Origin of the sequence: Paenibacillus pseudetheri, assembly GCF_924513355.1 — a bacterium.
GTDB lineage: Bacteria > Bacillota > Bacilli > Paenibacillales > Paenibacillaceae > Paenibacillus_AQ > Paenibacillus_AQ pseudetheri.
Genome location: NZ_CAKMAB010000019.1, coordinates 18,077 through 44,006 on the forward strand (window position 1 = coordinate 18,077; position 25,930 = coordinate 44,006).

The 25,930-nt window shown below is 51.0% G+C and carries 14 protein-coding genes and 1 pseudogene; all 15 read left to right on the plus strand.

Annotation, left to right across the window (positions count from 1 at the left end):
- The first annotated feature begins 13 nt into the window (after positions 1-13).
- The 15 genes and pseudogenes from L1028_RS17565 to L1028_RS17635 all read left to right on the plus strand — a co-directional run bounded on the left by L1028_RS17565 (position 14) and on the right by L1028_RS17635 (position 25,883).
- The gene (locus tag L1028_RS17565; RefSeq protein ID WP_234536029.1) at positions 14-10,315 is read left to right on the plus strand and encodes a non-ribosomal peptide synthetase; all 10,302 of its coding nucleotides are present in this window, start codon (positions 14-16) and stop codon (positions 10,313-10,315) included.
- Positions 10,284-11,255: a cysteine peptidase family C39 domain-containing protein gene (locus L1028_RS17570; RefSeq protein WP_234536031.1), complete on the plus strand. Its 972-nt coding sequence runs from the start codon at positions 10,284-10,286 to the stop codon at positions 11,253-11,255. The genes L1028_RS17565 and L1028_RS17570 overlap by 32 nt, the downstream gene beginning before the upstream one ends.
- A 40-nt stretch (positions 11,256-11,295) precedes the next feature.
- The gene (locus L1028_RS17575) at positions 11,296-12,012 is read left to right on the plus strand and encodes a thioesterase II family protein (protein ID WP_279306876.1); all 717 of its coding nucleotides are present in this window, start codon (positions 11,296-11,298) and stop codon (positions 12,010-12,012) included.
- A 21-nt stretch (positions 12,013-12,033) separates the two neighbouring features.
- Positions 12,034-13,314, plus strand: a complete 1,281-nt coding sequence (gene fabD, locus L1028_RS17580; protein WP_234536033.1) for an ACP S-malonyltransferase — start codon at positions 12,034-12,036, stop codon at positions 13,312-13,314.
- Between the two features lie 14 nt (positions 13,315-13,328).
- On the plus strand, positions 13,329-14,717 hold the full coding sequence (locus tag L1028_RS17585; protein ID WP_234536034.1) for a M20/M25/M40 family metallo-hydrolase: 1,389 nt from the start codon (positions 13,329-13,331) through the stop codon (positions 14,715-14,717).
- Between the two features lie 219 nt (positions 14,718-14,936).
- Positions 14,937-15,144 (plus strand): annotated as a pseudogene (locus tag L1028_RS17590) (MATE family efflux transporter); the annotation flags it as partial.
- Positions 15,145-15,182: 38 nt separating this feature from the next.
- Positions 15,183-15,794: a DHHW family protein gene (locus L1028_RS17595; RefSeq protein WP_423803057.1), complete on the plus strand. Its 612-nt coding sequence runs from the start codon at positions 15,183-15,185 to the stop codon at positions 15,792-15,794.
- Positions 15,769-16,224 (plus strand): DUF4358 domain-containing protein, encoded by a 456-nt coding sequence (locus tag L1028_RS17600; protein ID WP_234536210.1) that lies wholly within the window; start codon positions 15,769-15,771, stop codon positions 16,222-16,224. Before L1028_RS17595 ends, L1028_RS17600 begins: the two co-directional genes overlap by 26 nt.
- A gap of 749 nt (positions 16,225-16,973) precedes the next feature.
- Complete coding sequence (locus L1028_RS17605) at positions 16,974-17,567, plus strand: RNA polymerase sigma factor (RefSeq protein WP_234536035.1); 594 nt, start codon at positions 16,974-16,976, stop codon at positions 17,565-17,567.
- 85 nt (positions 17,568-17,652) lie between these two features.
- Positions 17,653-18,477, plus strand: coding sequence for a hypothetical protein (locus L1028_RS17610; RefSeq protein WP_234536036.1), 825 nt, complete (start codon positions 17,653-17,655; stop codon positions 18,475-18,477).
- A gap of 372 nt (positions 18,478-18,849) precedes the next feature.
- A complete protein-coding gene (locus tag L1028_RS17615) occupies positions 18,850-19,797 on the plus strand; it encodes an ABC transporter permease (protein WP_234536037.1) in 948 nt (315 codons plus the stop codon).
- A gap of 13 nt (positions 19,798-19,810) precedes the next feature.
- On the plus strand, positions 19,811-20,680 hold the full coding sequence (locus L1028_RS17620) for a carbohydrate ABC transporter permease (RefSeq protein WP_234536038.1): 870 nt from the start codon (positions 19,811-19,813) through the stop codon (positions 20,678-20,680).
- A 66-nt stretch (positions 20,681-20,746) separates the two neighbouring features.
- Positions 20,747-22,333: an extracellular solute-binding protein gene (locus tag L1028_RS17625; protein ID WP_234536039.1), complete on the plus strand. Its 1,587-nt coding sequence runs from the start codon at positions 20,747-20,749 to the stop codon at positions 22,331-22,333.
- Positions 22,334-22,521: 188 nt separating this feature from the next.
- Positions 22,522-24,261 carry a sensor histidine kinase gene (locus L1028_RS17630; RefSeq protein WP_234536040.1) on the plus strand — a complete coding sequence of 580 codons (1,740 nt, stop codon included), beginning with the start codon at positions 22,522-22,524 and terminating at the stop codon, positions 24,259-24,261.
- Positions 24,258-25,883 carry a response regulator transcription factor gene (locus L1028_RS17635; protein ID WP_234536051.1) on the plus strand — a complete coding sequence of 542 codons (1,626 nt, stop codon included), beginning with the start codon at positions 24,258-24,260 and terminating at the stop codon, positions 25,881-25,883. The genes L1028_RS17630 and L1028_RS17635 overlap by 4 nt, the downstream gene beginning before the upstream one ends.
- Positions 25,884-25,930 lie beyond the last annotated feature (47 nt).

Sequence of the window (25,930 nt, forward strand, 5' to 3'; positions counted from 1 at the left end):
AGGGATGGGTGCCATGTTTCAACTGGATCTGCTAGACACCAAAAAAGACACATCCGGGCGGAAGGGGCGGAGTGGAGGCTCCGTCTCCAATGTTTCCCTCAAGGATATTGCGATTGTCGGGATATCCGCCAAGCTGCCGCGCGCGGAATCGCACGAAGCCTTCTGGGAGCTTCTGCGGAGCGGCAAGGACCTGGTAGGCGGGTTTCCGGATTCCCGCAAGGAGGAATTGAAGCCGTATTTGCGCCGCATGGAGGCGCAATACGGCTCCGTTTCCTTTTTTGACGGGGCGTATATCGAAGATATTTCAGGTTTTGACTATTCTTTTTTCCGGCTTTCGCCCAAGGAAGCCTCGCTGATGAGTCCGGCGCAGCGCCTATTCCTGCAGACGGCCTGGGGCGCGCTTGAGAATGCGGGGTACGGCGGAGATGCGCTGCATGGTTCGCGCACCGGCGTCTTTATCGGCTATAACGGAGACGCACTGCATGATTATAAGCGAATCATCGAAGCGCTGGACCCGGACGCCTTGTCCATGGCGGCGCCCGGCAATCTGAGCTCCATGATACCGAGCCGGATTTCGTATTTGCTTAATTTGCGCGGACCGGCGATCAGCGTGGACACTGCCTGCTCCTCCTCGCTGGCAGCGGTCCATCTGGCATGCCAATCGATCCGCAGCGGCGAATGCGAGGCGGCGATTGCCGGTAGCGTCAAAATTAACGTGCTTCCGCTGGATACCGGCATACGGCTTGGCATCGAGTCAAGCGACAACCGGGCCAGAACGTTCGACGACTCGGCGGACGGAACGGGTATCGGCGACGGCGTGATTGCGCTGCTGCTAAAGCCGCTGTCCCGAGCGCAGGAGGACGGAGACCCTATTTATGCCGTCATCAAAGGAAGCGCGATGAATCAGGACGGCAGCTCGGTCGGCATTACCGCCCCGAATGCCCTCGCACAGGAGGACGTCATTGTGCGCGCCTGGCAGGATGCGGACATTGATCCTGAAACGGTGACGTATATGGAGGCACACGGTACGGGAACCTCACTGGGCGACCCGATCGAAATCGACGGGCTGACGCGCGCCTTCCGGAGATATACCGATAAACGGCAATTTTGCGCCATCGGCTCGCTGAAAACAAATATTGGCCATCTCGACCATGCCGCCGGCATTGCAGGGCTGCTCAAGGCGATCCTGTCGCTTGTCCACAAGCAGCTTCCGCCAACGCTTCATTACCGCTCGCCTAATCGCAACATTCCGTTTGTGGATTCGCCCGTTTATGTCAATGACGAATTGACGCCATGGGAGACGGACGGCGAAGCAAGAAGATGTGGAGTAAGCGCGTTCGGCATGAGCGGGACCAATTGTCATGTTGTGCTGGAGGAGGCTCCCGCCGCGATGCCTTCGGGTCGTTCGGACAGAGCGGAGCTGTTCTGCTTGTCCGCACACAGCATGACGGCGCTGGAACGGCTCTTGCTGCTAATACGGGACTGGGCTCAGCAGCATCGCGGCGATGAGACCTGCAGCCTGGCCGACCTTTGCTACACCTTGGCTGTCGGCCGGGGAGCCCATCGGTATCGCCTGGCGATTGCGGTAAGCGGCTGGGAAGAGCTTGCCCAGACCTTGCATGCCACAGCCGAAAGCGGCCTTACCGGCCTTATGCAGCCGAACGTCTGCTTCGGGAAGGTCGATTCAGCTGCGGCCGGGAATATGCGGCAGAAACCAAACGAACGGGAAATAGAAGCGCTGGAGCTGGGCCAACGTTACGTGGGCGGATACGAGATCGACTGGAAGGCGATCTATCGGGGACAACGCCGCCATCGGCTGCCGCTTCCGACGTATCCGTTCGATTCTCACCATTGCTGGGTGGAGGAGGCGCGCGCCGGAGCGTCGCTTCATACGCCATTTGCCTGGAGCGGATATTCGCTCGTTGGGGATATTCCCGCGGAGCTTCAACAAGAAATGAACGAGACGTTTGCCAGATGGCAAGCCGCGCTGGAACGGAGCGGCGGGATAACGAGTCAGCGCCGCCGCGGCGTTGCGTTAACCGGGGAACTTTCCGGCCTGGAATGGGAGCAGCATGTCGCAGATGTCTGGGGAGAGCTGCTCGGTTATAACGAATTGTCTGCCAATGCCGGTTTTTATGAGCTGGGCGGAGATTCCATTATTGCGCTCAAAATTGTAAACCAGCTCAGCGAGCTTGCGGGCGTCCGCATTCAGGCGGCGGATTTGCTGGGGCATGCGGATCTGCCTTCATTCACGGCCCTGATCGAGCGGCGGATCTGGGAGAGCGGCGCGGCGACAGCGAAAAGAGCGAACGCTCCGCACGATGGACAAGGGGCGGACGTTGGGAACGGCGGACATGAGGCGAACGGTGGTAATGACGGGCAAGCGGCGGCCGACGGCCTTGACGGAGCAGGAGCGTCCGGCGGACATGTCAGGCCGTTGACCAGCCAAGCGTCCGACTCTTTGTCCGGCGATAGGCTGGAGCCGATTCCAAAGGCGGCCCCGCAAGAGCATTATCCGGTTTCATCGCCGCAGAAACGCATGTATTTGCAACAGCAGGCGCTGCCGGATGATCGCAGCTACAATTTGCCCGAATTGTTGCACTTGGACGGGGCTATTGATGCAGATCGGCTGGAGGCCGTCCTGCAATCCATCGTGGAGCGTCACGAGACGCTTCGTACCACCTTCCACGTCATCGACGGAGAGATCAGGCAGCGTATTCACGCTGCCATTCCTTTCCGCCTGATTCGCATGGAAGCCGATGAAGCGGAGGCGGACGGCGTGCTGCAAAGCTTGTTCCGGCCGTTCAGGCTCAATACGGCTCCGCTTCTCCGCGCAGCCTTGCTGACGCTGGGGCCGGAGCGCCATATGCTGTTTCTTGATATGCATCATATTGCATCCGACGGCATGTCGGCAGGCATTCTTTTGTCCGACCTGATGACTTTATATCAGGGCGGTTCGTTGCCGCCGCTGCCGCTGCAACACAAAGATTATGCGGTATGGCAGGAGAGCAGGCCGCTCTCCGGGAACGCCGAACGGTATTGGCGCGAGCAATGCCGGGGAGACTGGCCGACGCTGGAGCTTCCGACCGATGTCCCGCGTCCGCCCGTCAAAGGCAATCGCGGCGAAACGTTCGACGTGTTCGTCGAGGCCGATTTGACAGCGGCTGTGCGCAGCCTCGCGGCCGGATCGGGCGCGACTCCGTTTATGGTGCTGTTATCGGCGTATTACACTTTCCTCGCTCACTATACGGGGGCCGAGGACATTGCCGTCGGCACGCCGATTGCGGAACGGAACAGGCGCGAGTTGGAAGCGATCGCGGGCATGTTCACCGGCACGCTGGCGCTGCGCGCTTATCCGCGCGCCGACAAGCCGTTCAGAGCCTTCTTGTCCGAAGTGAAAGAGATGGCGACCGGGGCTTACGCCCACGCCGATTATCCATTCGAGGAAATCGCGCAATGGATGGACAGAAGGGACGCCAGCCGGAGTCCGCTGTTTGACACGATGTTCATCATGCAAAACCTGGGTATTCCAAAGTCTTCGTCGGAGGGATTGTCGTATCGCCACCAGCGCTTTGAGCATGGCACGGCCAAATACGATTTGATGATTCAGGCTGTGGAGAATGGTGCGGAATTGCGGCTTGTCGTGGAATATAATGCAGATTTGTTTCGCCGCGCGACAGCCGAACGGTTCATGCGGCATTATGTGCAGCTGCTGCGCAGCGTGACGCTCCGTCCCGACGCCGCGCTTGGCGAAGCGGAGATGCTGACGGAAGAGGAGCGCCTGCACATGCTGGGGCTGGGAAGACGCGAAGCGGACTTTCCGCCGCCGCGCTGTCTGCATGATTGCTTCAAGGAACAGGCGGCGGCCGTTCCCGACCTGCCGGCCGTATCTTACGGCGGTGAATCCATGACCTATCGGCAACTGGATTGCCGCACCGATGCGTTGGCGCGAACCTTGCGCGCCAAAGGTGTGGGACGTGGCAGCGTAGTCGGCATCATGGCGGAGCGTTCCATCCCCATGCTGACCGCTATGCTCGCCGTTATGAAAGCCGGAGGCGCTTATATGCCTGTAGATCCGCATTATCCCGAGGAGCGCATCCGCTATATGTTGGAGGACAGCGGCGCGGAGCTGGTATTCGCGGACGGCGCGCGTTCCGGAGCCGCGGCCGTCGTGCCGGCCTCCTTGCAGGTGCTGGACATTGCGGATGAGACGCTATTCTCCGGCGGAGACGATGCCGCCGCATGGCCGCAGGACGCCGCCGATCCGATGTATGTCATCTATACCTCCGGTTCTACGGGTCAGCCCAAGGGCGTCATTGTGCCGCACCGCAGCTTTTACAATTTCGGACATTCGTTAAGAACGTTTTTCGATGGGCAATACGGCGAGAGAGACAGATGCCTCAGCCTGACCAATATTTCGTTTGACGTCAGCGTAGCGGAGCTGTTTATGCCGCTTATGTTCAGGGCTTGCACGGTGCTTTACCCGGAGCCGAAATTGCTTGATCCGCGGCGAATTGCCGAGGTGATTGCGGAAGAGCGGATTACATTCACTTATTTGCCCCCGTCTTTGCTGAAAGAGGTTGCGCGGCTGCTGGAGCAATCGGCTTCCGCGATTACGCTAGACAAAATGCTCGTTGGGGTAGAGCCGATTAAAGACGAAACGCTGGAGCTGTATACGAAGCTTAATCCCGAGATTCGGATTATTAACGGCTACGGTCCGACGGAGGCGACGGTTTGCTCCAATATGTACGCATACAAGCCGGGCGCTTATCGCGGTGGCTATGTGCCGATTGGCGGGCCGATGCACAATGTCGAAATTTATATATTCGGCTATGGCGGCCAGCTTGCCCCTATCAGTGCAGCCGGGGAGCTGTATATTGCCGGCAGCGGCCTTGCCGACGGTTATGTGAACAAGCCGGATATGACAGCCGAGTGCTTTTTGCCGCATCCGTACCGGGAGGGCCGCTTCATGTATCGCACCGGCGATATCGCAAAGTGGCTGCCGGACGGCAACGCGATGTATGTGGACCGGGCCGACCAACAGGTAAAAATCAGAGGCGTGCGGATTGAAATGAACGAGGTCCGCTCACAATTGATTTCCCTTCCCGAGGTGGAAGATGCGGTTGTGGTCGTTCACGAGCAGGCAAGCGGCGACAAGGAGCTGTGCGCGTATGTGGTCGCTTCGGACAAGCTCCCTTCGCGGGAATGGCGAAGAAAGCTGAAAGACAAGCTGCCGGAGGCGATGATTCCGGCCTATATCGCGGCGATTGACGTGATACCGCTAACGCCGAACGGGAAAGTGGACCGGCGCGCCTTGCCGGAGCTGGAATCCGGGCTTCGGGAGAGGGGAAAGCCGGAGCTGCCGCGAAACGGGATGGAAGAGCGCGTCGCCGCCATTTGGGAGGAAGTGCTGGGCGATCCTGCCGGGCCAATCGGCATTCACGACGACTTTTTCGAGCTTGGCGGCCACTCCTTAAAGGCTGCCGTGCTGGCGGGCAAGCTGCAGCAGGCGACGGGCGTGGAGGTTCCGCTCAGCCTGATATTCGAGCTTACTTCCATTGCTGAAATGGCCGCCTGGCTGACGGAGCGGGACGGCGTCGCTGCGGCGGCAGAGCCGATCCCGAAGGCGGAACGCCGCGAGTGGTATCCGATGTCGCGCGCCCAGCGCCGCCAATATATGATGCAGTTGCTGGCCGGAGACGCCACAATGTATCATGTGCCGTTCGCGCTCCTCTTACAGGGCAGGCTGGATGCGGCGCGGCTGGAAGACGCGTTTACGGCGCTGATCGGCCGACACGAAAGCTTGCGGACGACCTTCCATATGACAAAGGAAGAGTTCAGGCAAAGGGTTCATCCGCCGTATGCGTTCAAGCTGGAGGCGCTGGATCGCGCAGCGTTCACCGGGGACGAAGCACTGCGGGGAGCGCCGCCGGACGACGCCGAGGTGACGAGGCTGATGGGAGTCTTCCAGCGCCCGTTCCATCTGGACAAGCTGCCGCTGCTGCGGGCGGGGCTGCTGCGGCTGAATGAGGAGGATCATCTGCTACTGCTGGATATTCATCACATTATTACGGACGGCGTATCCTCCGTTTTGCTGGTGAATGAGCTGTCGCAGCTGTATGCCGGGCAAGCGTTGCCGGAGCTGCGTGTGCAATACAGCGATTATGCGGTGTGGCAGGAAGCCGGATTTGCAAATACCGCTTATGCGGAGCATGAGCGGTACTGGATGAAAATCTTCGAAGGCAAGCTTTCTGTGCTGGAGCTGCCGACGGATCGGCCGCGGCCGTCTCTGCCGAGCTATAAGGGCCGCCGCCATTCGTTCCTGCTGGACGCAGTGACAACGGCGGAGGCGCGAAAGCTGGCGCGGGAAGCGAAGACGACGCTGTATACGGTGCTGCTGGGCGCTTTTGCTGCGATGCTGGCCAAATACAGCGGGCAGGCCGAAGTGATTGTGGGCACTCCCGCCGCCGGTAGGGAGCATGCCGATACGCATGGCATGATCGGCATGTTCGTCAATACGCTGGCCCTGCGGACGCGGCCGGAAAGAGACAAGACGGTACGGGCCTATATGGCGGAGCTGCATAACCATGTCGTAGAGGCGCTTTCACGCCAGACGTATCCTTTCGAGGAGCTGGTCGAAGGGCTGAAGGCCGATGTGGACAGAAGCCGCCATCCTTTGTTTGACGCCATGTTTGTCTTGCAAAATATGGACCGGGCGGTGATGGAAGAAGGCGGCGTCGTCTTTGGCGAAATGCCGTTCGAGACAGGGACAAGCAAGTTCGACCTGACTCTGGAAGCGGTGGAGCGGGAAGCGGAAATCGAGCTTCAACTGGAATACGCAACGGATTTGTTTCATGAGGCAACCGCTCGCCGCATGGCGGAAAGCTATACTGTGCTCATGAGGGAGATGTGCAGAACGCGCGATCGCACGGTCGGCGAGCTTGAGCTGATGAGTGAAAGCGAGCGGGAGCAATTGCTGGCTCTGTTGGCCGGAGGAGGCATGCCGGTACAGGCCGAGAGTAAAGAGGGGAGCAAGGGTAGGATGGAAATTCGAGCTGAGAAGGGCATGACGAACCGGCAAGGAGACGCGGCGGCGGCTTCCACGCAAGCAACGGTGGAATGGACGGGGTTTGTGCAGGAAGTGGAGCGCCAGGCGGCGCGCACGCCGGATGCGGCGGCGATTCAATTCAGCGCGGAGATAATGACGTATGCCGAGCTGAACGAACGCGCGAATCGGCTTGCCCATTCCTTGCGGGCGAAGGGCGTGGGGCCTGAGCGCATTGTCGCGCTGATGGCGTCCCGTGGCCCGCTGCTGCTTGTCGGCATTTTGGGTGTTCTGAAAGCCGGAGGCGCATATGTCGCCATTGATCCCGCTTACCCGAAAGAGAGGATCGACTGGATGCTTGAGGATTGCGGCAAAGCGCTTCTGCTGACGGAAAAAGCATATGCCGGAGTCGTAACGAAAGCCGTTGCCGAGTGGTATCTGGACGATCCGGAGCTGTATGCGGCGGACAGAGGCAATCCGGAGTTTGTCTATAAGCCGGACCACTTGGCGTATGTGCTGTATACGTCGGGCTCGACCGGGCGTCCCAAAGGCGTGATGATCGAGCATCGCGGGCTGGCGTATTTCATTAGCGGCTTCCGAAACCGGATCCCGTTTGAGAAGGGCCAGAGCATCCTGGCGATGGCATCGGTCTCCTTTGATATTTTTGTCGTTGAAAATCTGCTTCCGCTCACGCTGGGTATGCGGATTGTACTCGCGAGCGAAGAGGAACGGGGCGACGCAGCCTTGCTGCAAGGCCTGATCGACACGCACGGCGTCGATGTGGTGCAAATTACGCCGTCGCGCTTCAAATGGTGGATGAATCAGCGAGGCGAAACAGACGGTTTGCAAAAGCTGCGCATATTGATGATCGGGGCGGAGCCGCTGACGGCCGATGTGCTCGGCAGGCTGCGCGCCGCTACCGGAGCCAGATTGTTTAATTTGTACGGTCCGACGGAGACGACGGTGTGGACCTCAATTCGGGAAGTGACCGAAGGAGAGGACATTTCGATCGGCACGCCGATCGAAGGTTCCGTCATGATGGTGCTTGACGAAGGACTGAAGCTGCAGCCGACAGGCGTGACGGGCGAAATTTGCATCGGCGGGCCGGGCGTCGGACGTGGGTATCTCAGCCATCCCGAATGGGATGTCGCTTTTGTGCCGAATCCATATGCGCCGGGCGAACGTATGTATCGCACGGGCGACCTTGGGCGCAGGCTTGAAAATGGGGAGTTTGCTTATGCGGGACGCCGCGATTTCCAGGTGAAAATCAGGGGCCACCGGATTGAAATCGGTGAAATTGAGCAGTTGCTGCTTCGCCATGAGCAGGTGAAGGAAACGGTCGTCACCGCGTTTCAGGAAGAGGATGGGGAATATGCGCTTTGCGCGTATGTCGTCATGCAGAACGCCGCGGCAGCGGATGCGGAGCAAGGCGGCGCCGCGCCACCCGGCCGGTTGACCGCGCAGTTGCGCGAATATCTAAGGGACAAGCTGCCTTCTTATATGGTTCCGGCCTTCATGGTCGTTCTGGATGACATTCCGCTTACGCCAACGGGCAAAATCGACAGAAGGGCGCTGCCGAAGCCGGGACAGGCCGACGTGGGCACACGAGAGCTTGTTCCGCTGTCGACGGATACCGAGCGCAAGCTGGCGGAGATTTGGAAGGAACTGCTCGGTATGGATGTCATCAGCGCCAAGGACAGCTTTTTCGAGCTGGGCGGCCATTCTCTGAAGGCGGCGGGCATGGTCAGTCGCATTGCGGAACGCTTTGGCGTCCAAATGCCGCTGCGCGATATTTTTATGAATCCTACGCTTGAAGGTCTAGCGGCCCATCTGGACACTAGCGAAACCGTGGCTACGGCACTCATTCCGAAGCAGCCGGAGCGCGAGCATTACCCGATGTCGAGGGCGCAGCGCCGCCAATTTATGATGGGGCTGATCTCAGGCGAGGCAACGATGTACCATGTGCCGTTCGCCGTGCATATGCAAGGCAAGCTAGATGTGGAGCGGCTGGAGGAAGCTTTCCTTGTGATGATGCGCCGCCATGAATCGCTCAGAACGACGTTCCATCACGAGGAGGACGAGTTCCGCCAGCGCGTGCATGCGGAGCCGGTATTTACGCTGGAGCGAGGCGCCAGGCTGAGAATGGCGGCGGGCAAGCTGCTCGCGGAAGGCGGAGACGAAGGATTGTTCGGCGGCATCAGCGCGCTGATGGAGCGCTTTATCCGTCCGTTTGATCTCGGCAGTCTCCCGCTGTTCCGGGCCGGATTAATTTCGCTTGGCGAGGAGCGCCATCTGCTGCTGCTGGACTTTCATCATATTATTACCGACGGCGTCTCCGTCAGCGTCCTGCTGCAGGAACTGACCACTTTGTACGACGGCGGCGAGCTGCCGGGGCTGGATATCCAGTACCGGGATTACACGGTATGGCAAGAAGAACAAATCGGCAGCGAGTCCTATATGGGGCATGAGCGCTACTGGCTGGAGGCGTTCGAAGGGGAGCTGCCGACGCTGGAGCTCAAGACGGCCTTGCCAAGGCAGGAACTGCAAAACTTTGAGGGCGGTCTGATCAACTTCAGACTGGATGAGGAGCTGACGCTCAAGATCAAGGCGTTTGCGCGCGAGCGCGGCACGACGTTGTATACGGTGCTGCTCGGGGCTTATTCGATGCTGCTGAGCAAATGGAGCGGTGAGGAGGATATCATTATCGGCACGCCGGTAGCGGGCCGCAATCATGTGCAACTTGAAGGGCTGATCGGGATGTTCGTCAATACGGTCGCGATTCGCAGCTTCCCGGAATCGTACCGGACCGTTGGCGATTATTTGTCCGAGCTGCATGAGGATGTGCTGCGGGCGCTGGAGCACCAGGATTATCCGTTCGAGGATTTGGTGCAAAAGCTGGGAGTCGAACAGGACCACAGCCGTAATCCGCTGTTCGATACGATGTTTATTTTGCAAAATATCGATCGCGTCGCTTACCGTTCTGGCGGCACTGAATTCAACCCCAAGGAGTTCGATCCGGGTGTCAGCAAATTCGATCTGACGCTTGAAGCGGCGGAACGGGACGGGCGGCTCGGCTTTGCGCTGGAATATGCGACAAGTCTTTTCCGCGAAGAGACTGCCCGGGCGCTGGCGGATGATTATACGGCGATCATGCGCGCGTTGGTCGGAGGCGGAGCAAGCCAAAAAATCAGTGCTGTGAACTTGAACCAATATTCCGAGCCTAAGGAGGCGGCGAACGATGAAGCTGTCGATGAAAAGGAAACCGTTTAACGAGTTTTGGATGAACTGCATGCTGAACCAGGCGTTTTCCATTGCGGTGTCGGAGGAGCCCAGCTACAGGGATGCGGCGTATTTGAACATTTACCGTTACTATCCTTGGGAGGCCGCAACGGACAAGGATTTCCGCTATCCGACAATTGACACACTATATTATATGGACGATCCGGCCAGATTTCCGCTGTCGCAGGTGATCCGCTATATCGAGCCCGGTCATTTCCGAAGCAAGGAGACGGTGCTGGAGGAAATCAGGGCGATGCTTACGGGCGGACGCAGCTTGAGCGTAAACGTCGATTTGTATGACTGGCTGCCGGGCAGCATGGCCTGGAAAAAGTTCCATTGGTATCATTATTCGCTGTTTAACGGATACGACAAGGAGCGCGGCGTCTTCTACGTCATTGACGATACGCTTGCAGGCTACGAGGAGCACGAGGTGCCGGAGGAAAGGCTGCTCAAGGCGTACGGCAATTCGGAATACAACGTGAACCCGGACTATTTGGGGCCTGCCTTCTACGTATACAACCTGCAGGAAAAGGTTCAGCCCTACGAGTTGAAGCTGGCTGAAGTGGTGGAAAATGCGGAGCGGCTGGCGAGGGAGCTTGGCGAGTTCTCAATAGAGGGCATGTGGAATGTAGATTCCGACCCGGAGAAGAAGCAAGCTCATTTGACCTATGGCCTAGTCGGTGTCAACATCATTTGCAACCGGCATATCGCCAACATGTCGCTGCTCCGCTCCATGCGGGATAAGAGTCTGATCGGCGAAGCGCTGCATGAGTCGCTGTCCGGTCAGCTTGGCGCAGTGAGGGACGGATGGGAGCTGGTGAAGGACCGCTTTGTGACGGGGGACTTCGAACGCGGCAGAGAGCTGGCGCTCGCGGACGATTTGTTCGCGAAGGAAAAAGCGTTCTGGGCCACGCTTGTCGCCGGCGCGTAAAGGCCGCTTGCGTCAACATGTTACCCGGGAGGCGGGCGTTATGACGATATCTTTAATTTGTTTGCCATATGCAGGAGGCTCCGCACAAGTGTACAAGCGCTGGACGAACCGGCTGCACCCTGGCGTGCGTCTGGTGCCGGCCGAACTGGCAGGCAGAGGAAGCCGCATGGGCGAGCCGTTCTATGCGGATGCAGCGGAGGCCGTGCGGGATTTGCTGCCGCTGGTGCTGGAGACAGCGCTTGGCTCCGATTCATATGCTTTATTCGGCCACAGCATGGGCAGCCTGCTTGGGTATGAGGTGCTGCATGCGCTGCGGGAGGAAGGATTCCCGCTGCCTGCGGCAGTCTTCCTCTCCGGCAGAGGGGCGCCGCATTGCGAGCAAGATGAGGCTCGCCGGACCCATATGCTTCCGGATGACGAGTTTCTCGAGGAATTGAAAGGGCTCGGCGGCATGCCTGATGAGCTGTTCCGCCATCGGGAGCTGCTGGATATGTTTATGCCGATCCTAAGAGCCGACTTCAAGCTTGTCTGCGAATACGAGCATCGGATGCGGCTGCCGCTACCGCTCCGGCTCGCCATCTTGAGCGGCATGGATGACGGCTGCGTCAAAGGCCCGCTCGGTGAATGGGAGCGTTATGCGACGGGAGGCTGCGAGCTGATGCTGTTTGAAGGCGGACATTTCTTCCTGCATGAGCGGGAACGTGATGTTATAGCGGTGATAAACAAAATGCTGACCGAGGCGCCTGCCCCGATCTGACCCTGAGGAGCGTGATGGAAGATGCTGAACAAACATGCGATATGGTTGCCCGGTCAGGGCTCTCAGCGCGTCGGAATGGGAAAAGCACTGAGCGAGCGGCATGCGGTTGTCAAAGCGACGATGGAGGAAGCGAACGAAGTGCTGGGCATGCGCCTTGACAGCCTGATGTATGAGGGACCGATGACGGAGCTGACGCGGACGGACAATGCCCAGCCTGCCATTCTTGCGCTTGGCGTGGCGATGTACCGCGTCTACAGCCGGGAATGGGGATACCTACCTGCGATGGCTGCCGGCCACAGCCTGGGTGAGATTACCGCTTTAACCTGCGCGGGGGCCATAACGTTCCCGGATGCGCTCCGGCTCGTACGCCGCCGCGGCGAGTTGATGCAAGGGGCCGCCGCTGCGGGGATTGGCGCGATGGCTGCCGTGAACGGGCCGAGTCCCGATGTTGTCGCCAAAGTATGCTTGGAAACCAGCGCAGGCTGCGCGGACGGAAGCCGTATTGTTGTGGTATCGAATATGAATTCAGAGCGGCAAACGGTGATTTCGGGCCACAAAGAGGCCGTCCATGAAGCGTCGGAAAGACTGTCCGCCCATGGGGCCGCAGTCATTCCACTGCAGTTAAGCGCGCCGTTCCATAGCCCGTTGATGGCGCCGGCGGCGGCACAATTTGCCGAAGTGCTGAGTGACGTCTCGTTTGGAGAAATGGGTTTTCCCGTAGTTTCCTCCTTGACGGGTCTGCCTTACGGGAATATGGCAGAGATCGCGGGTATGCTGGCAAGGGGATTGACGGACCCCGTCAATTGGCCGGCGGTCCTTGCATTTCAGAAGAGCATTGGCGTTGCCGCTGCCGTGGAACTGGGTCCGGGCAATGTATTGAAACGGCTGGCTCCATCGGACGGACTGCGCGTATTCGCTTTTGACGACAAGGAGGATGAGGCGCATCTGGTTGCCGTAAGCCGGCAAAGAGACGCTTATTCAATTGAACTGCTTAATCGTTGTCTGGCTATCGCTACTTGCGTCCGCAACCGCAACTGGAACGCAGCCGAATATGAACAAGGCGTCGCTTCGCCTTACCGTGGCGTGCAGCAGTTGGTCGAGCGACTGCGGGATACGGAAGAACAAGTGGCGGAGGCGCATGTTCTGCAAGCTCTGGCGATGCTGGAATCGGTCTTTCGCACCAAAGGCACGTCCGCCGAAGAGCAGGAGCGGCGGCTTGCAAGACTGCGCGATGAGTTCGGCCTGCGCAGCTTGCCAGGCGTTTCTCCTGCCGACCGACCATACGCGGGCAGTCTATTATAGGAAGGAGTGGGGTCATGGGTATCCGGCTGGCCAATGACGAGTTGGAACAGGATGGAGCCCGGCGCCCCGCGGGGCTGCCGTCTCCCGTGGAGATTTTGCAGGCATTGATCCGTTTCAATACAACAAATCCGCCGGGCGAGGAAGCCGCATGCATCATGTATATCCGGCAACTGCTTGAGGATGCGGGCATTGAGACGCGGATCGAGGCGTTTGATCCGGCCCGGCCCAATCTGCTGGCCAGAATGAGGGGCAGCGGGGAGGCACCGCCGCTGCTGCTGTATGGGCATGTCGACGTCGTTGGCGTAGACAAGCAAGCCTGGAGCCGCGACCCGTTCGGGGGCGACATTGAAGGCGGCTTCGTCTGGGGGCGGGGCTCTCTTGATATGAAAGGCGGCGTGGCGATGCTCGTCTCGGCTTTCCTCCGCGCGCATGTCCGCAAGCTGCCGCTGCGCGGCGATCTCATTCTGGCGATTGTCAGCGACGAGGAAGCAGGGGGCGAATACGGGGCTTCCTTCCTGGTAGAACGGCATGCCGATTATTTTGCGGATGTAAAGTATGCGCTCGGCGAATTCGGCGGCTTCGCGTTTCATGCGCTGGGGAAAACCTTTTATCCGATTATGGTGGCGGAGAAGCAGATATGCTGGCTCAAAGCGACAATTCGAGGAGACGGAGGCCACGGCTCCATGGGCAAGCCGGGATCCGACTGTATGGCGCAATTGGGGAATATGCTTCAATCGCTTAGAAGGAATAAGCTGCCGATACGTGTGACACCAGCGGCCCGGTTGATGATTGAAGGCATGGCCGCCGCGCTGCCGCTGCTGCCGGCGCTGCTGCTGAGAGGGCTGATGCGTCCCCGGATGAGTGGCCTCATCCTGAAGCTGCTGGGGAAAAAGGGCGGGACGTTCGCCCCGCTTCTGCGTAATACGGTCAGCGCGACCGTCGTTCGCGGCGGCGAGAAAATCAACGTTCATCCAAGCGAAATTATGGTCGAGCTGGACGGCCGAACGCTGCCGGGCGTTACTCCGCAGCAATTTATGGACGAGCTGCGCCGAATCGCGATTAATGATTCGATCGGGCTGGAAGTGCTGCGCCATGACCCATGCGCCGCAGCTCCCGACATGGGGATGTTCGGTTTGCTGTCCGATGTGCTGAAAGAAGCGGATAAGGAGGCCGTTCCGGTGCCGATGCTGCTACCCGGAGGAACGGACGGAAGATTGTTTGCGAGGCTCGGCATCCAAACCTACGGTTTCCTGCCAATGCCGCTGCCCGAGGACATGCAGTTTACCAAACTGATTCATGCCGCGGATGAACGCATTCCCGTAGAAGCGATCGGGTTCGGCACGGATGCGATTTACCGGGTGCTGGAGCGGTACGGAGCGCAGCCGCTGTCATCGGATGGTTAGAACAGCTTGTCATGCACATGCCGTTACCGTAGACCGATGCAAGGAACATGCAAATTGTGCATAGAAGAAAAGCGCAAGTTCAGGGCGACTCTCGCTGGGGACTGACCACATAGCGTGAGACAAATAAAAGCACCTTCAAAAAAAGCTTCCATGTCGTAAGTTGTGGAGGACAATTTTGGAGGTGTTTTTGTATTGGGAACAAGAGTGGGCTAATGATCTGGTATGCTTCTCAGTGTTGTCGTGAATATTATTCTCGATGCACTGGTCATCTTCGTCTTCCATTGGGATGTGATCGGCGTTGCATCTGCTACGGTCATTTCTAACTTGGTTGGCGAATCCATTCTACGCCTTCCATATAGGATTTAAGAGCCAGTTCTTATCGATCTCAGTAAAACAGTTTAAGGCTACCAAAGACATTCTGAGTAACGAAAATACCTATGCGGGTAATAAAATGATGGCTGAAATTTGGCTGCTGGAATACCGGTGATTGGCTTCATTCCAATGCCCGACTATCTGCTCGTGGATAGTGAAAACAGAGTGATGGACAAATTTGATGCAAAGCTCATGTATACGCAAATTGTATCGTTGCTGAATGCGGCCAAGCTAGTAGACGCAAGGGAGACGACTAAGCTTGTCGCCTACTTGGAGCTTTGCAGGCAAATGGGGCTGACACCGCAGAATGAGGATGAGTTTAATATCAAGCAAGTAACCGATGATTTTTACGGCTCGCTTTTCTCAAAAAGTGGTTTCAGACATGTACAGCCCGATTGTATGGAGCTATATCTGCCAAAGGATCAAGAGAAATATACCGTAACGTATGTCGACGAAGGGAAGAACACGGATTCATTGTATGCGATGGAGCAGCTACAAAGGAAGGATAAATATGCAGTGTTTCTTAACGGAAACCATGGGCTTATTCAAATCAAAACGGCTCTTCCGAATGGAGAAAAGCTGCTCGTGGTAAAAGATTCATACGCCAACAGCCTCATTCCTTTCTTATTAAAGCATTTTAGCGAAAATAAATGTGTTAGACCTTCGGTATTACCTCGTTATGCTTACAATAGTCGTCGTGATTAGTGTTTTGTCCGGATGTTCGGGTAAGGATGACAAGACTCCAGAACAACTGTCGGCCACCCAAATCGGAAAAAGTATCGAACAGGCAGTGAGTCTAAAGGAAATGAAAAAGAGGGATCTGAATAAACTGCAGGAATTGTATAAGATTGATGTAGACAACGTGGATGATTTTATTCTTTATACGTCTACATCGAATGTAAAAGCTGACGAATTGGCCGTCATCAAGCTGAAGGACGAGAGTCAGGTTGAAAACGTCAAAGAAAAAATCGAGCTACGAATCGATTCGCAAAATATAAAATTCAAAGACTATCGCCCGGATGAATATTTTTTGGCCCAAAATCATGTATTAAAGACGAAGGGACCATTTGTATTTTTCGCAGTTTCTAAAGAGGCTAATCAAATGGAACATACGTTTGATGACGTATTTTACTAAAATGGCGGGAACAGACCGACCGATTAATATAACGATGATAAGGAGTAATTTGCATATGATTGATGCCCTATGGTTACGTTCTTGCCTCTGTAGGATGAGAGAGTTGGGTAAGCGGATCTTGAAGCTAAATCGGTCATGTCTTAATGCACATAAAACCCACGGTTTTAAAAGTTTCAGTCTTTATCGTACTGGAAATCTAGTATATCCATTATTGATTGCATGTTTAAGGAAAGTAGTTTTAACCGTGGATCCATAATTTTCTGCTTATCAGATTTAATTAAAAATATTAGTTCCTACTTCAAACCGTACTTTACGGATAAATTAATTAAATCTATCGTTCAAAATAAGGGTTCTCAGATTTTCAACCTCAATAATTATTCATAGGTTCCTGACATTTGATTAAGAAAAACAAAGAAGGCCCTCATAAGAAGGCTTCTTTGTTATGATTATTATTTACAAAGTCTGAAAAGCAATAAGTACCGGGGATGAAGAATTCCCAACAATATGCCATATGCAATCGCCTACGTTAACTAGAGGAAGTCAATTCTAAATCTATAACATTTCACAGATTCTATTTGAACTGGCCACGGGTGTTATGGTTGATGAGATTAAATCATTATTTAAGAAATTCATTCGACAAAGTGAAAAAAGCGAGGGGTTAATAAAGAAGCTTTATTCTGGAGATTTTTGGTGCTGTCACATTTTGGGTCGAGCTGTTCGTTGTATAGAGTGAAAGGGGGGGAGACAGCTTGAATGATACGGAGTTAAGTCAGATCATTGCAGATGTGTTAGATGGGGACACAGAAAAATTCGAAAAAATCATGGAGGTTTATCAAAAACAGATTTTTCTCTACTGTTATCATATGCTGGGCAATTATGCCGAAGCTGAGGATAACGCACAGGAAGTATTTTTGAAGACATTCCGCACCTTGAAGAAATATACCCAATATCAAATAGATTTTGGCGCCTGGGTATACAAGATTGCCTACCATCAATGTATCGACATCATCCGTAAGCGAAAGTTGGTGAAATATTTGCCTTTCTTTTACCAGGATGAGAAAGAAAATAATGAAGTCGACTTGCATATTGAAGCCAACTATTTTGATGAATCCGTACATCAAGCCATGGCAAAATTATCGGCGGAAGAGCGTAACTTGTTAATCTTACGTTGTGTCGAGGATAAAAGCTACCAGGAGATCGGATTGATTCTCGGCAAAAACAGTGCCAGCCTTCGTAAAAAATACGAACGTGCATCTGCAAAATTTCGAAAGTATTATGCTCAAGTGAAGGGAGTGGGAGTGTATGAATATGGACAGGGATCGGGATTTGAAAAGACTGTTTGATGACCCGCGCATTCCCGACGCCGACTTGACAGGAAAAGTAATGAGAATATTACATGCTAAGCCAAAAGAAAAGGAGAGGTTTTTTATGAAATATAAAGTTGTGTTGACTGCGTGTTTAGGGATGATGTTAATGGCCTCCACGGGTTATGCGGCAGTTCAATATCATTCTTTGACGAATAAAGATGGCAAAGTCGTATATGAAACTAAATCGACGAAAGATTACGTAAAAAAAGAATCGAAAGATGAGACAGAACGGTTCAAGGCATTTTATGAACTTAAGGATAAGGTGCTAAAGAACGGGGAAGCTGGGCTGTTCTATATGGTTGCCAATAACCCGAATCATGAAACAATTATTGGAACGAAGGTGACTGTCTTCCAAGATCTTTCTCAATTGCGTGATAAGATTACGGATAAATCCATTAAGATCGCAGACAAAGTCAATGGAAATTATACATTCCAAAAGGCGGACGTAATCTTTAAAAATGCTCAGGAAGTGAATCCTCCTTCTTGGGAAGAAAAAAAGAAAATGGCAGAAAAGCTGAGAAAGCAGGCGGAAGAATCCAATCAGGGATATGCCATGATGCCGGTTGAAATGACAGATCAGCTTTTCCTTCTCTTTGCTACGTATCAAAATGGCGAAGATAAAATCGGGGTTGATATCACTAATCTGAGTGGAAATAGCGATCCTACAATGTATATTGACGAGAACGTTGAATTTAAGCAGGAGAAGGTTCAAGTGAAGGGAATAGAAATGCTGCATACAGAATTTGCTCCTTCGCAGACGCACGAGCTGAAATGGGTATCCGAGAGCCCAGACAAAAAGGTGAAATACGCCTATACTTTACGTGGAGACATAAATAAAGTAAGCAAAGAAACCCTAATGAAACTTGCCGAAGGCTATTTGGAATAATAAATATTAAAACAACGGGAATCTTCTCCAATCTAATTGGGGGAGATTCCCGTTTACTCCGTATCGATATAATAGAAGGCTGAGAATCCGAATAAGATTCTCAGCCTTTTGTGCGCTTTAGCAGCGTAAATTCACTTTAATACATATTCATCTTAAATGTAATTGTTAAAGATGCTATAGGAATTCAGCATCATGAATGCAGTCGAAGAGAGTGAGTTGCCGATAAACACTGTCCGGTTTTTCATGCCTATTGTAATGGAATTATCCAAGGCTGTACTTACTTAAAATCTTATAAGAAATTCTTGAAATCACAGAAATTTATCCAATAGGGGGATGCTATTATACAAATATAAATAAAGACGAGGTGATGATATGCAAGCAAAATTGGCAGCGGACGCCATTCCCCTCACCAAAAAGCGGAATTCATGGATAAGAACGATAAAGAAGTATAAAGTGATGTACGCGCTCTTGTTCCCGGCATTAGTTTACTTTGCCGTATTCAAATACATTCCTATGGCGGGAATCATTATTGCTTTTAAAAACTATAACCTAGCTTTAGGACTATGGGATAGCCCATGGGTGGGATTTAGAAATTTTACAGATTTTATGAACGGCGTTTATTTCTGGGACATCATGAGAAATACGATAATCATATCGCTGTATAAGCTATTGTTCGGTTTTTCAGCTCCTATCATACTTGCTTTGCTGCTCAATGAAGTTTATACCCAATGGTTTAAGAAAATCGTACAAACGATCACTTATTTGCCCCATTTTCTATCATGGGTCATTGTTTATGGAATGATGGTGGCATTATTAGCCCCAGGGGATGGTCTTTTTAACATGATTTTGAAGGAAGCTGGAGTTGAACCCATCTCATTCCTAACGGAACCTGCCTGGGGCAGACTGCTGATCATCTTATCTGAAATATGGAAGGATATTGGATGGGGAGCGATATTGTACCTTGCAGCATTAGCAGGAATCGATCCAAGCTTATATGAAGCGGCTAGAATTGATGGCGCTTCCAAATGGAGACAGCTATGGCATGTAACACTTCCCGGCATTCGAGGCGTGATGATTCTGATGCTGATCCTTAAATTAAGCCATATTCTGGATGCTGGTTTTGACCAAATATTCATGTTTGCCAACAGCTTTAATCAGGAGAAGATCGACATTATCGACACATGGGTATACCGTGAAGGGCTCGAGCGACTTAAGATTGGCTTGGCTACTGCTGTGGGATTGTTTAAAGCGGTCATCGGATTTGTTTTAGTGTTGGCAGCGAATAAGCTCGCCAAAAAATTCGATGGGCAAATTTGGTGAGGTGGTTATCAATATGATCAATTTGACAATCGGAGAAAAAGTCTGGCAAGCAGTCGTTTATTTTATTCTTATTTTGCTAGCTCTACTTTGCTTACTACCCTTTCTATATGTGGTTGCTGTTTCAGTGACACCAGAATCGGAAGTGTTAAGAAGAGGAATTGTTATTATACCCGAATCCTTTACCTTTCTAGCCTATAAAGAAGTATTCATTTCTCATGGTATCGGGCAGGCGTATAAAATTACATTGTTTCGAACGATAGTGGGCACTGCTCTCAATGTGTTCTTTACGGTAATAGCGGCATATCCGTTATCCAAAAAATATTTGCCGGGTCGAAGCCCATTTTTACTATTCATTGTCTTTACCATGATGTTTGGGGGAGGATTAATTCCGACTTATTTACTAGTCCGCTCTCTGGGATTGCTAAACAGTCCGTGGGTATTGATTATTCCACATCTCATTAGTGCATTTAATCTGGTGATCATTAAAGGCTTTTTCGAGCAATTGCCTGCTGAAATCGAGGAATCAGCGAGAGTAGACGGTGCAAGTGAGCTTCAGTCGTTATGGCGGATCATTTTACCCCTGTCCTTGCCCGTCCTTTCCACAATTTCATTATTTTACGCAGTCGGGCATTGGAACAGTTATTTCGATGCTATTGTTTATATCAATGATACCAACTTAATGCCGCTTCAAGTGATCTTGCGCAACATCCTGCTTAACGTCGCAACACAAAGTGCTGATTCGCTTGCCAATACCGGAGCTGTTAGTACGTTCGCTATACAAATGGCAGCAGTTGTCGTGACTACAGTTCCGATTTTGATCGTTTACCCATTTATGCAAAAGCATTTTACCAAAGGTGTACTCTTGGGATCGGTTAAAGGTTAAAAAGATATTCCAACCTGAGTTGTTACGGGGAAACCGTGATAATATAGAAGCAAAGGAGAGGTCATTATGCAACGAAAAGCGATTACATTTGCTATTCTGACAGCAATGGTCGGTGTGGGAACGGTATTGTCAGGATGTGGGGAACAAAAAGAGGTTACATCATCAGCTTCGGGTAATTCACAAGGCCAGTCTAGTCCCTTTGAAACCAAATTGAAAATTTCGATGTTTAACCAAGGCACTTTCAATGCTGCTGCTCCGATTCCTCCTCGTGAAGAAGATATCCAACGCCAAATGTTGGAGAAAGCAGTAAATATCGACTTGGAAATGATGATTCCTCAATCAGGGCAAGCAACGACTAAATTAAATACGCTCATTGCTGGCGGAGATATTCCAGATTTGATCTTCTTGAAGAGCCGGGCTGATCTCGCGCAATATTATGACCAAGGGGTTCTTGCGGATTTGACACCGTATCTGGATCAATTTCCTGAATTGCAGAAACGTTTTAGCAACGACTCCTGGGAGGCGATGTCCTATCAAGGAAAAACCATTGGGGTTCCAGGTTATGATAATGTAAACGGTATCAGCCGGAGCTTCTTCATCCGCAATGATTGGCTGAAAAAGCTGAATATGGAAGTGCCAACAACACCTGACGAGCTATTCGAAGTTATGAAAGCCTTTACAGAGAAAGATCCGGATGGTAATGGCAAAAACGATACGTACGGATTCATAGGTGGAATGAATAAAGAAGGCAATCTGCAAACCTACGGCTTCGATAGTTTGATGTGGATGTTTGGCGTCAATCCTCCCTCAGCCATAGATGTAAAAGACAATGAACCGGTGTTCCTGTATACCGACCCAAAAATGAAGGAAGCGCTCGCTTATATTAATAAAATGATGGAAGCCAAAGTTGTAGATCCAGACTGGGTGACGATGAATACTCCCGATTTGCTCGACCAAAAGTTATTTAAGGGTAAAGTTGGCTTCATGATAAGAGATGCCCGCAGGCTGGAACCGGATTATCAGCAGAAAATGAAAGAAATCAGTGGAGAGGTGCCGGAATGGATCGTTATTCCTCCAATGACAGGTCCTTATGGTGATCAAATTGTAGAGAGAAAATCGTTCCAAGGCAATTCATGGGCCATATCCAAGAAAGCGGATAAGGACAAAATCATTCGGATCTTGTCCATGCTGAATTATCTCTTTACGGACAAAGAAGCCTATCCGAATTTTGCATACGGAATTAAAGGGATTCATTGGGATTTAGTGGACGGCAAGATCAAAAATAAAACCTCCGAATTATCGAAGGAAATGAAAGAAAAGTACCTATGGGTTGATCATTATAGAATGCCGCGTCGTGGTGATGATGCTGAGTACTTCAGCTTCCAAAATCCTAAGACGGCAGAAGCTTTTGAGAACAATCAGAAATACGTGGCGCCTACTTTGCCCGGGAATTTATTGACTGAAGACCCGAACGATACATTGGCAGCGGACCGCCAACGTTTCATTAATGAAAGCTTGGTCAAATTTATGACCGGCAAAGATCCTCTTGACAACTGGGAGAATTTCCTCAATACGTTGGACACCAAGTTTGACATGCAGAAATATAAGGACACAGTAATCAAGCAATTTAAAGAAGCGGGCTTAATCAAGTAAATCAAGTAGAAACGGCTTCGCCGTCCTTTTAAAGGGCGGTACCGTTTCAGCGGGAAAGATAAGGAACATTTATGCGCGAAGCATATAAATTCTTATCTTTTAAACAAAGAGAGTGGCTAAAATTAGCCCCTCTCTTTATTGTCATATGCTATTATTTGTTTAATACAGATTTAAAAGGAAGAGGATCGATGCGAAGAAGAATCAGCTTGCCTTTAAAATTATTTTTTATCGTGTTTGCATTTGTATTAAGCTGCATAATCTTGATAAGCCAATTGTCTTATCGCTATGTCCAAAAGGAAATAAGAACCTCTGACATTTATTACACCAACCAAATACTTGACAAGGTAGATCAATATTTCACAGTTAATTTTTCCTCCTTCCAGACGATCCTGTTCTCGGTCGAGTCATCGGTGAAAGCCAACATTGACAATACAGATGTGATTAAAAAGCAATTAAGAGAGCTGTATGAACTCAACAGTAATTACGTTAGTAATATTTATTTGATCAAAAGCGATTTATCCATTCTAGGCGGGAGTACACCTACCCGAATATTCGATGAACCTTTAGCTGAAAGAGAACCTTTGTTTGATGCAGCTGACAAGAATAGAAGGATTACATTTGTCAGTGATCCTTACAAATCTAAATATTCCGGCTGGACCGTTACGATGGTTCGATATCTGAACGGTGCTCCGTTTCCCATGGCCATTGCGGTAGATTTGGATCTAAATGCCATTGAAGAAACCTTGTTCAAGATTAATAAAAAAGAACAAATGGATTTGGCTCTAATCACCGCATCGGGAAAAATCATTGCCGGATTTTCGGAAAATAAAGGACCCATAAATATTCAAGATCATACTTTTTCAATCGGTGAAACGTCAGCAGAACAAATTCTGGATACTACAGAAACAAGCCTTCAACTACATACCAAGGATGGTATTCCAGTCTCCCTTCTGAAAAAACCGACTGAGAAATTCAACTGGACCATCATCTCGATCAACGATGAATCACGCTTGAAAGCTGCTTTGTCCAGATTGGAAACCTATTATATCGGGCTTCTAGCTGCAGGTCTTCTCTTAAGTCTGTTCATTTCCTTTTTTATTGCCAAATATATAAGGACCCCTCTCTATGCGCTCAAAACAAAAATGAAGCGGGTGGAGCAAGGCCTCCTCACAACTACAATATCGATTAACCGAAACGATGAGTTTGGAGATCTCTCCCGGGCATTCGATCGTATGCTGCAGCAAATTGTGGAACTGATACGTGGAGCAGAGCTACATAATGAACTTGAGCGGAAGCTGGAAATCCAAGTGCTTCAGTCTCAAATAAACCCTCATTTTCTGTATAACACGCTTGGTTCTATCAGCAATGTCATACGACTCGGACAAATAGAGAAAGTAGATGTGGTGATCGAGTCTCTCATTTCAATATTGGAATATGGGATAGCTGATGCTTCTGAGAAGGTTTCACTACGTCAGGAATTGCAAAATGTATCGGACTATATCGCGATCCAGAACATCCGCTATAACAGAAACTTCCACTTGATTAAAAATATCGAAGCAGGGTTAATAGATTTCCCGGTTTTTCGAATGCTGCTGCAGCCCCTTGTGGAGAATAGTATCTTCCATGGTTATAACGGAGGGGGGATCGAAGGCCCTATTACTATTCATGCGTACAGGGAGGGCGGCATCGTCATCATAGAAGTAGTTGATCTAGGCGAGGGAATTCCAACTGATAAAATAAAGCATATTTTGATTTCAGAACCGAGTGATGTGGAAGTAAAAAGGAAAAGAATCGGGTTAAATAATATTCATGACCGAATAAGACTTCACTACGGAGAACAGTTCGGGCTCCAAATCCTAAGTATACCTAAGGAAATAACCCGTGTGCAAGCCTTATTCCCAGCAGGCTCGTTTAAAGGAGATGCATGATGGTGAGAGACTACACCTGCTTCATTGTTGACGATGAAGATCTAATCATTCAGAGATTGGAATTGTTTTTTAACGAGCTCTCCCATAGGGATAAGCGATTTCATTTAGTGGGAAAAGCGAATAATGGGCTGAAGGGGATAGAGGAGATCGTAAAGCTTAAGCCGGATATCGTGATATCTGATATCGTTATGCCGCGAATGGATGGAATTTCCATGATTGAGCAGCTAAAACCAAAGCTTCCCCATACCCAATACATTCTTTTGACCGCTTATTCATCCTTTGAATACGCCCAGAGAGCTATTCAAGCCAACGTATTGGAGTACATTGTTAAGGTTCCGCTCAGGGAAAAGGATTTAGATCGCGCTTTAGATAAGGCAGCCGTGATTTTAAATGAGGTTAAGAAAAAAGAAGCGGAATTTCAATCGTTAAACGTATCCGTGCTTGAAAATAAATATAGAGTCCGCAAGCAATTTTTTAATGAGCTTATCAGAGGCGAAATTCCTTCTCATCGGGCATCGGATTTTGCCAATCGCATGCAATTCCATTTCTTTCAAGCCAACTATTGCTGCTTCATTGTTGAAATGAATCTGTATGAAAGTTTCCGAAACGATTATTCAGCGTCTGATCAAAACATCTTGAAATATGCGATTACGAATATAATCGAAGAAACTGTGGTGAATGGTGGCAGAGGTGTAGCTGCGGATCTATCCGATAATCGTTTTATTGGCTTTCTTTCCTGGGAAAATAATCGCAGCGATATGGACACGGAATATGCTTGCCATTCATTGGGCAGTCAGATCGTCTCCCATTTACATCAATATTTGAATCAAAGGGTATCCGTCGCTTTTGGAGGTCCGCACCGAGGCTGGGAATCTATCAAACAAGCTTACATGGAAGCAAATATCGTGAGTGAGGATTTCTATTATCATGAAGAGAAAGTAGTCAAAACAACTATGCATCGGTTCCAATACCGTAATGACAAAAAGGAGGACTTTCAGCTGAAACTGGCTGATTTTCTCACATGGGTACAAAGGAAAGTTTCCAAGGAAGAGCTGGAGAAAAAACTCTCTGATTTAAACCAATTTGTGACGAATTATAAAATTCATAAGTCTATCATGACACCTATGCTTCAAGACTTATACAGAGACATTACTGCGAAATTTAAATCGGGGAACTCGTTGACCACGGATGTATCAGAGTTTCCTATAAAATTCATGACATTTCGGGAGCAGCTTGCCTATATTGGCGACTTCACATTCGAATATGTACACGCTGGCCAACTTTTACATCGTATAGAAATCATGAGTGCTATGCGGTTTATAGAGAAAAACCTGAAACAGAGATTAACGCTCGAGGCGATTGCCGAGGAAGTTAATTTAGCTCCATCGTATTTTAGCAGCTTATTCAAAAAAACAATGAATGAGGGCGTTATCAGCTTCATCAACCGCAAAAAAATCCACTTGGCTCTCGAGCTGTTAAATGTTCAGGATTATTCTTTATTGGAATTGTGCGAGGAAGTAGGAATTGTGAATGAAGGTTATTTTTGCAAGTTATTTAAAGAATATACGGGTGATACGCCTAAGCAATATCGGATAAAAATGACACGGTATGAATCCAAATAAGGTTGCAAAAAATGTATAAATTTCTCGCGAAATCATGTAAAAAAAAG

Coding starts and splice junctions, on each gene's coding strand:
- L1028_RS17600 (WP_234536210.1), top strand. CDS start 15,769: ATGCTTACAATAGTCGTCGTGATTAGTGTTTTGTCCGGATGTTCGGGT.
- L1028_RS17630 (WP_234536040.1), top strand. CDS start 22,522: ATGCGAAGAAGAATCAGCTTGCCTTTAAAATTATTTTTTATCGTGTTT.
- L1028_RS17635 (WP_234536051.1), top strand. CDS start 24,258: ATGATGGTGAGAGACTACACCTGCTTCATTGTTGACGATGAAGATCTA.
- L1028_RS17610 (WP_234536036.1), top strand. CDS start 17,653: ATGAAATATAAAGTTGTGTTGACTGCGTGTTTAGGGATGATGTTAATG.
- L1028_RS17615 (WP_234536037.1), top strand. CDS start 18,850: ATGCAAGCAAAATTGGCAGCGGACGCCATTCCCCTCACCAAAAAGCGG.
- L1028_RS17585 (WP_234536034.1), top strand. CDS start 13,329: ATGGGTATCCGGCTGGCCAATGACGAGTTGGAACAGGATGGAGCCCGG.
- L1028_RS17625 (WP_234536039.1), top strand. CDS start 20,747: ATGCAACGAAAAGCGATTACATTTGCTATTCTGACAGCAATGGTCGGT.
- L1028_RS17620 (WP_234536038.1), top strand. CDS start 19,811: ATGATCAATTTGACAATCGGAGAAAAAGTCTGGCAAGCAGTCGTTTAT.
- L1028_RS17570 (WP_234536031.1), top strand. CDS start 10,284: ATGAAGCTGTCGATGAAAAGGAAACCGTTTAACGAGTTTTGGATGAAC.
- fabD (WP_234536033.1), top strand. CDS start 12,034: ATGCTGAACAAACATGCGATATGGTTGCCCGGTCAGGGCTCTCAGCGC.
- L1028_RS17575 (WP_279306876.1), top strand. CDS start 11,296: ATGACGATATCTTTAATTTGTTTGCCATATGCAGGAGGCTCCGCACAA.
- L1028_RS17565 (WP_234536029.1), top strand. CDS start 14: ATGTTTCAACTGGATCTGCTAGACACCAAAAAAGACACATCCGGGCGG.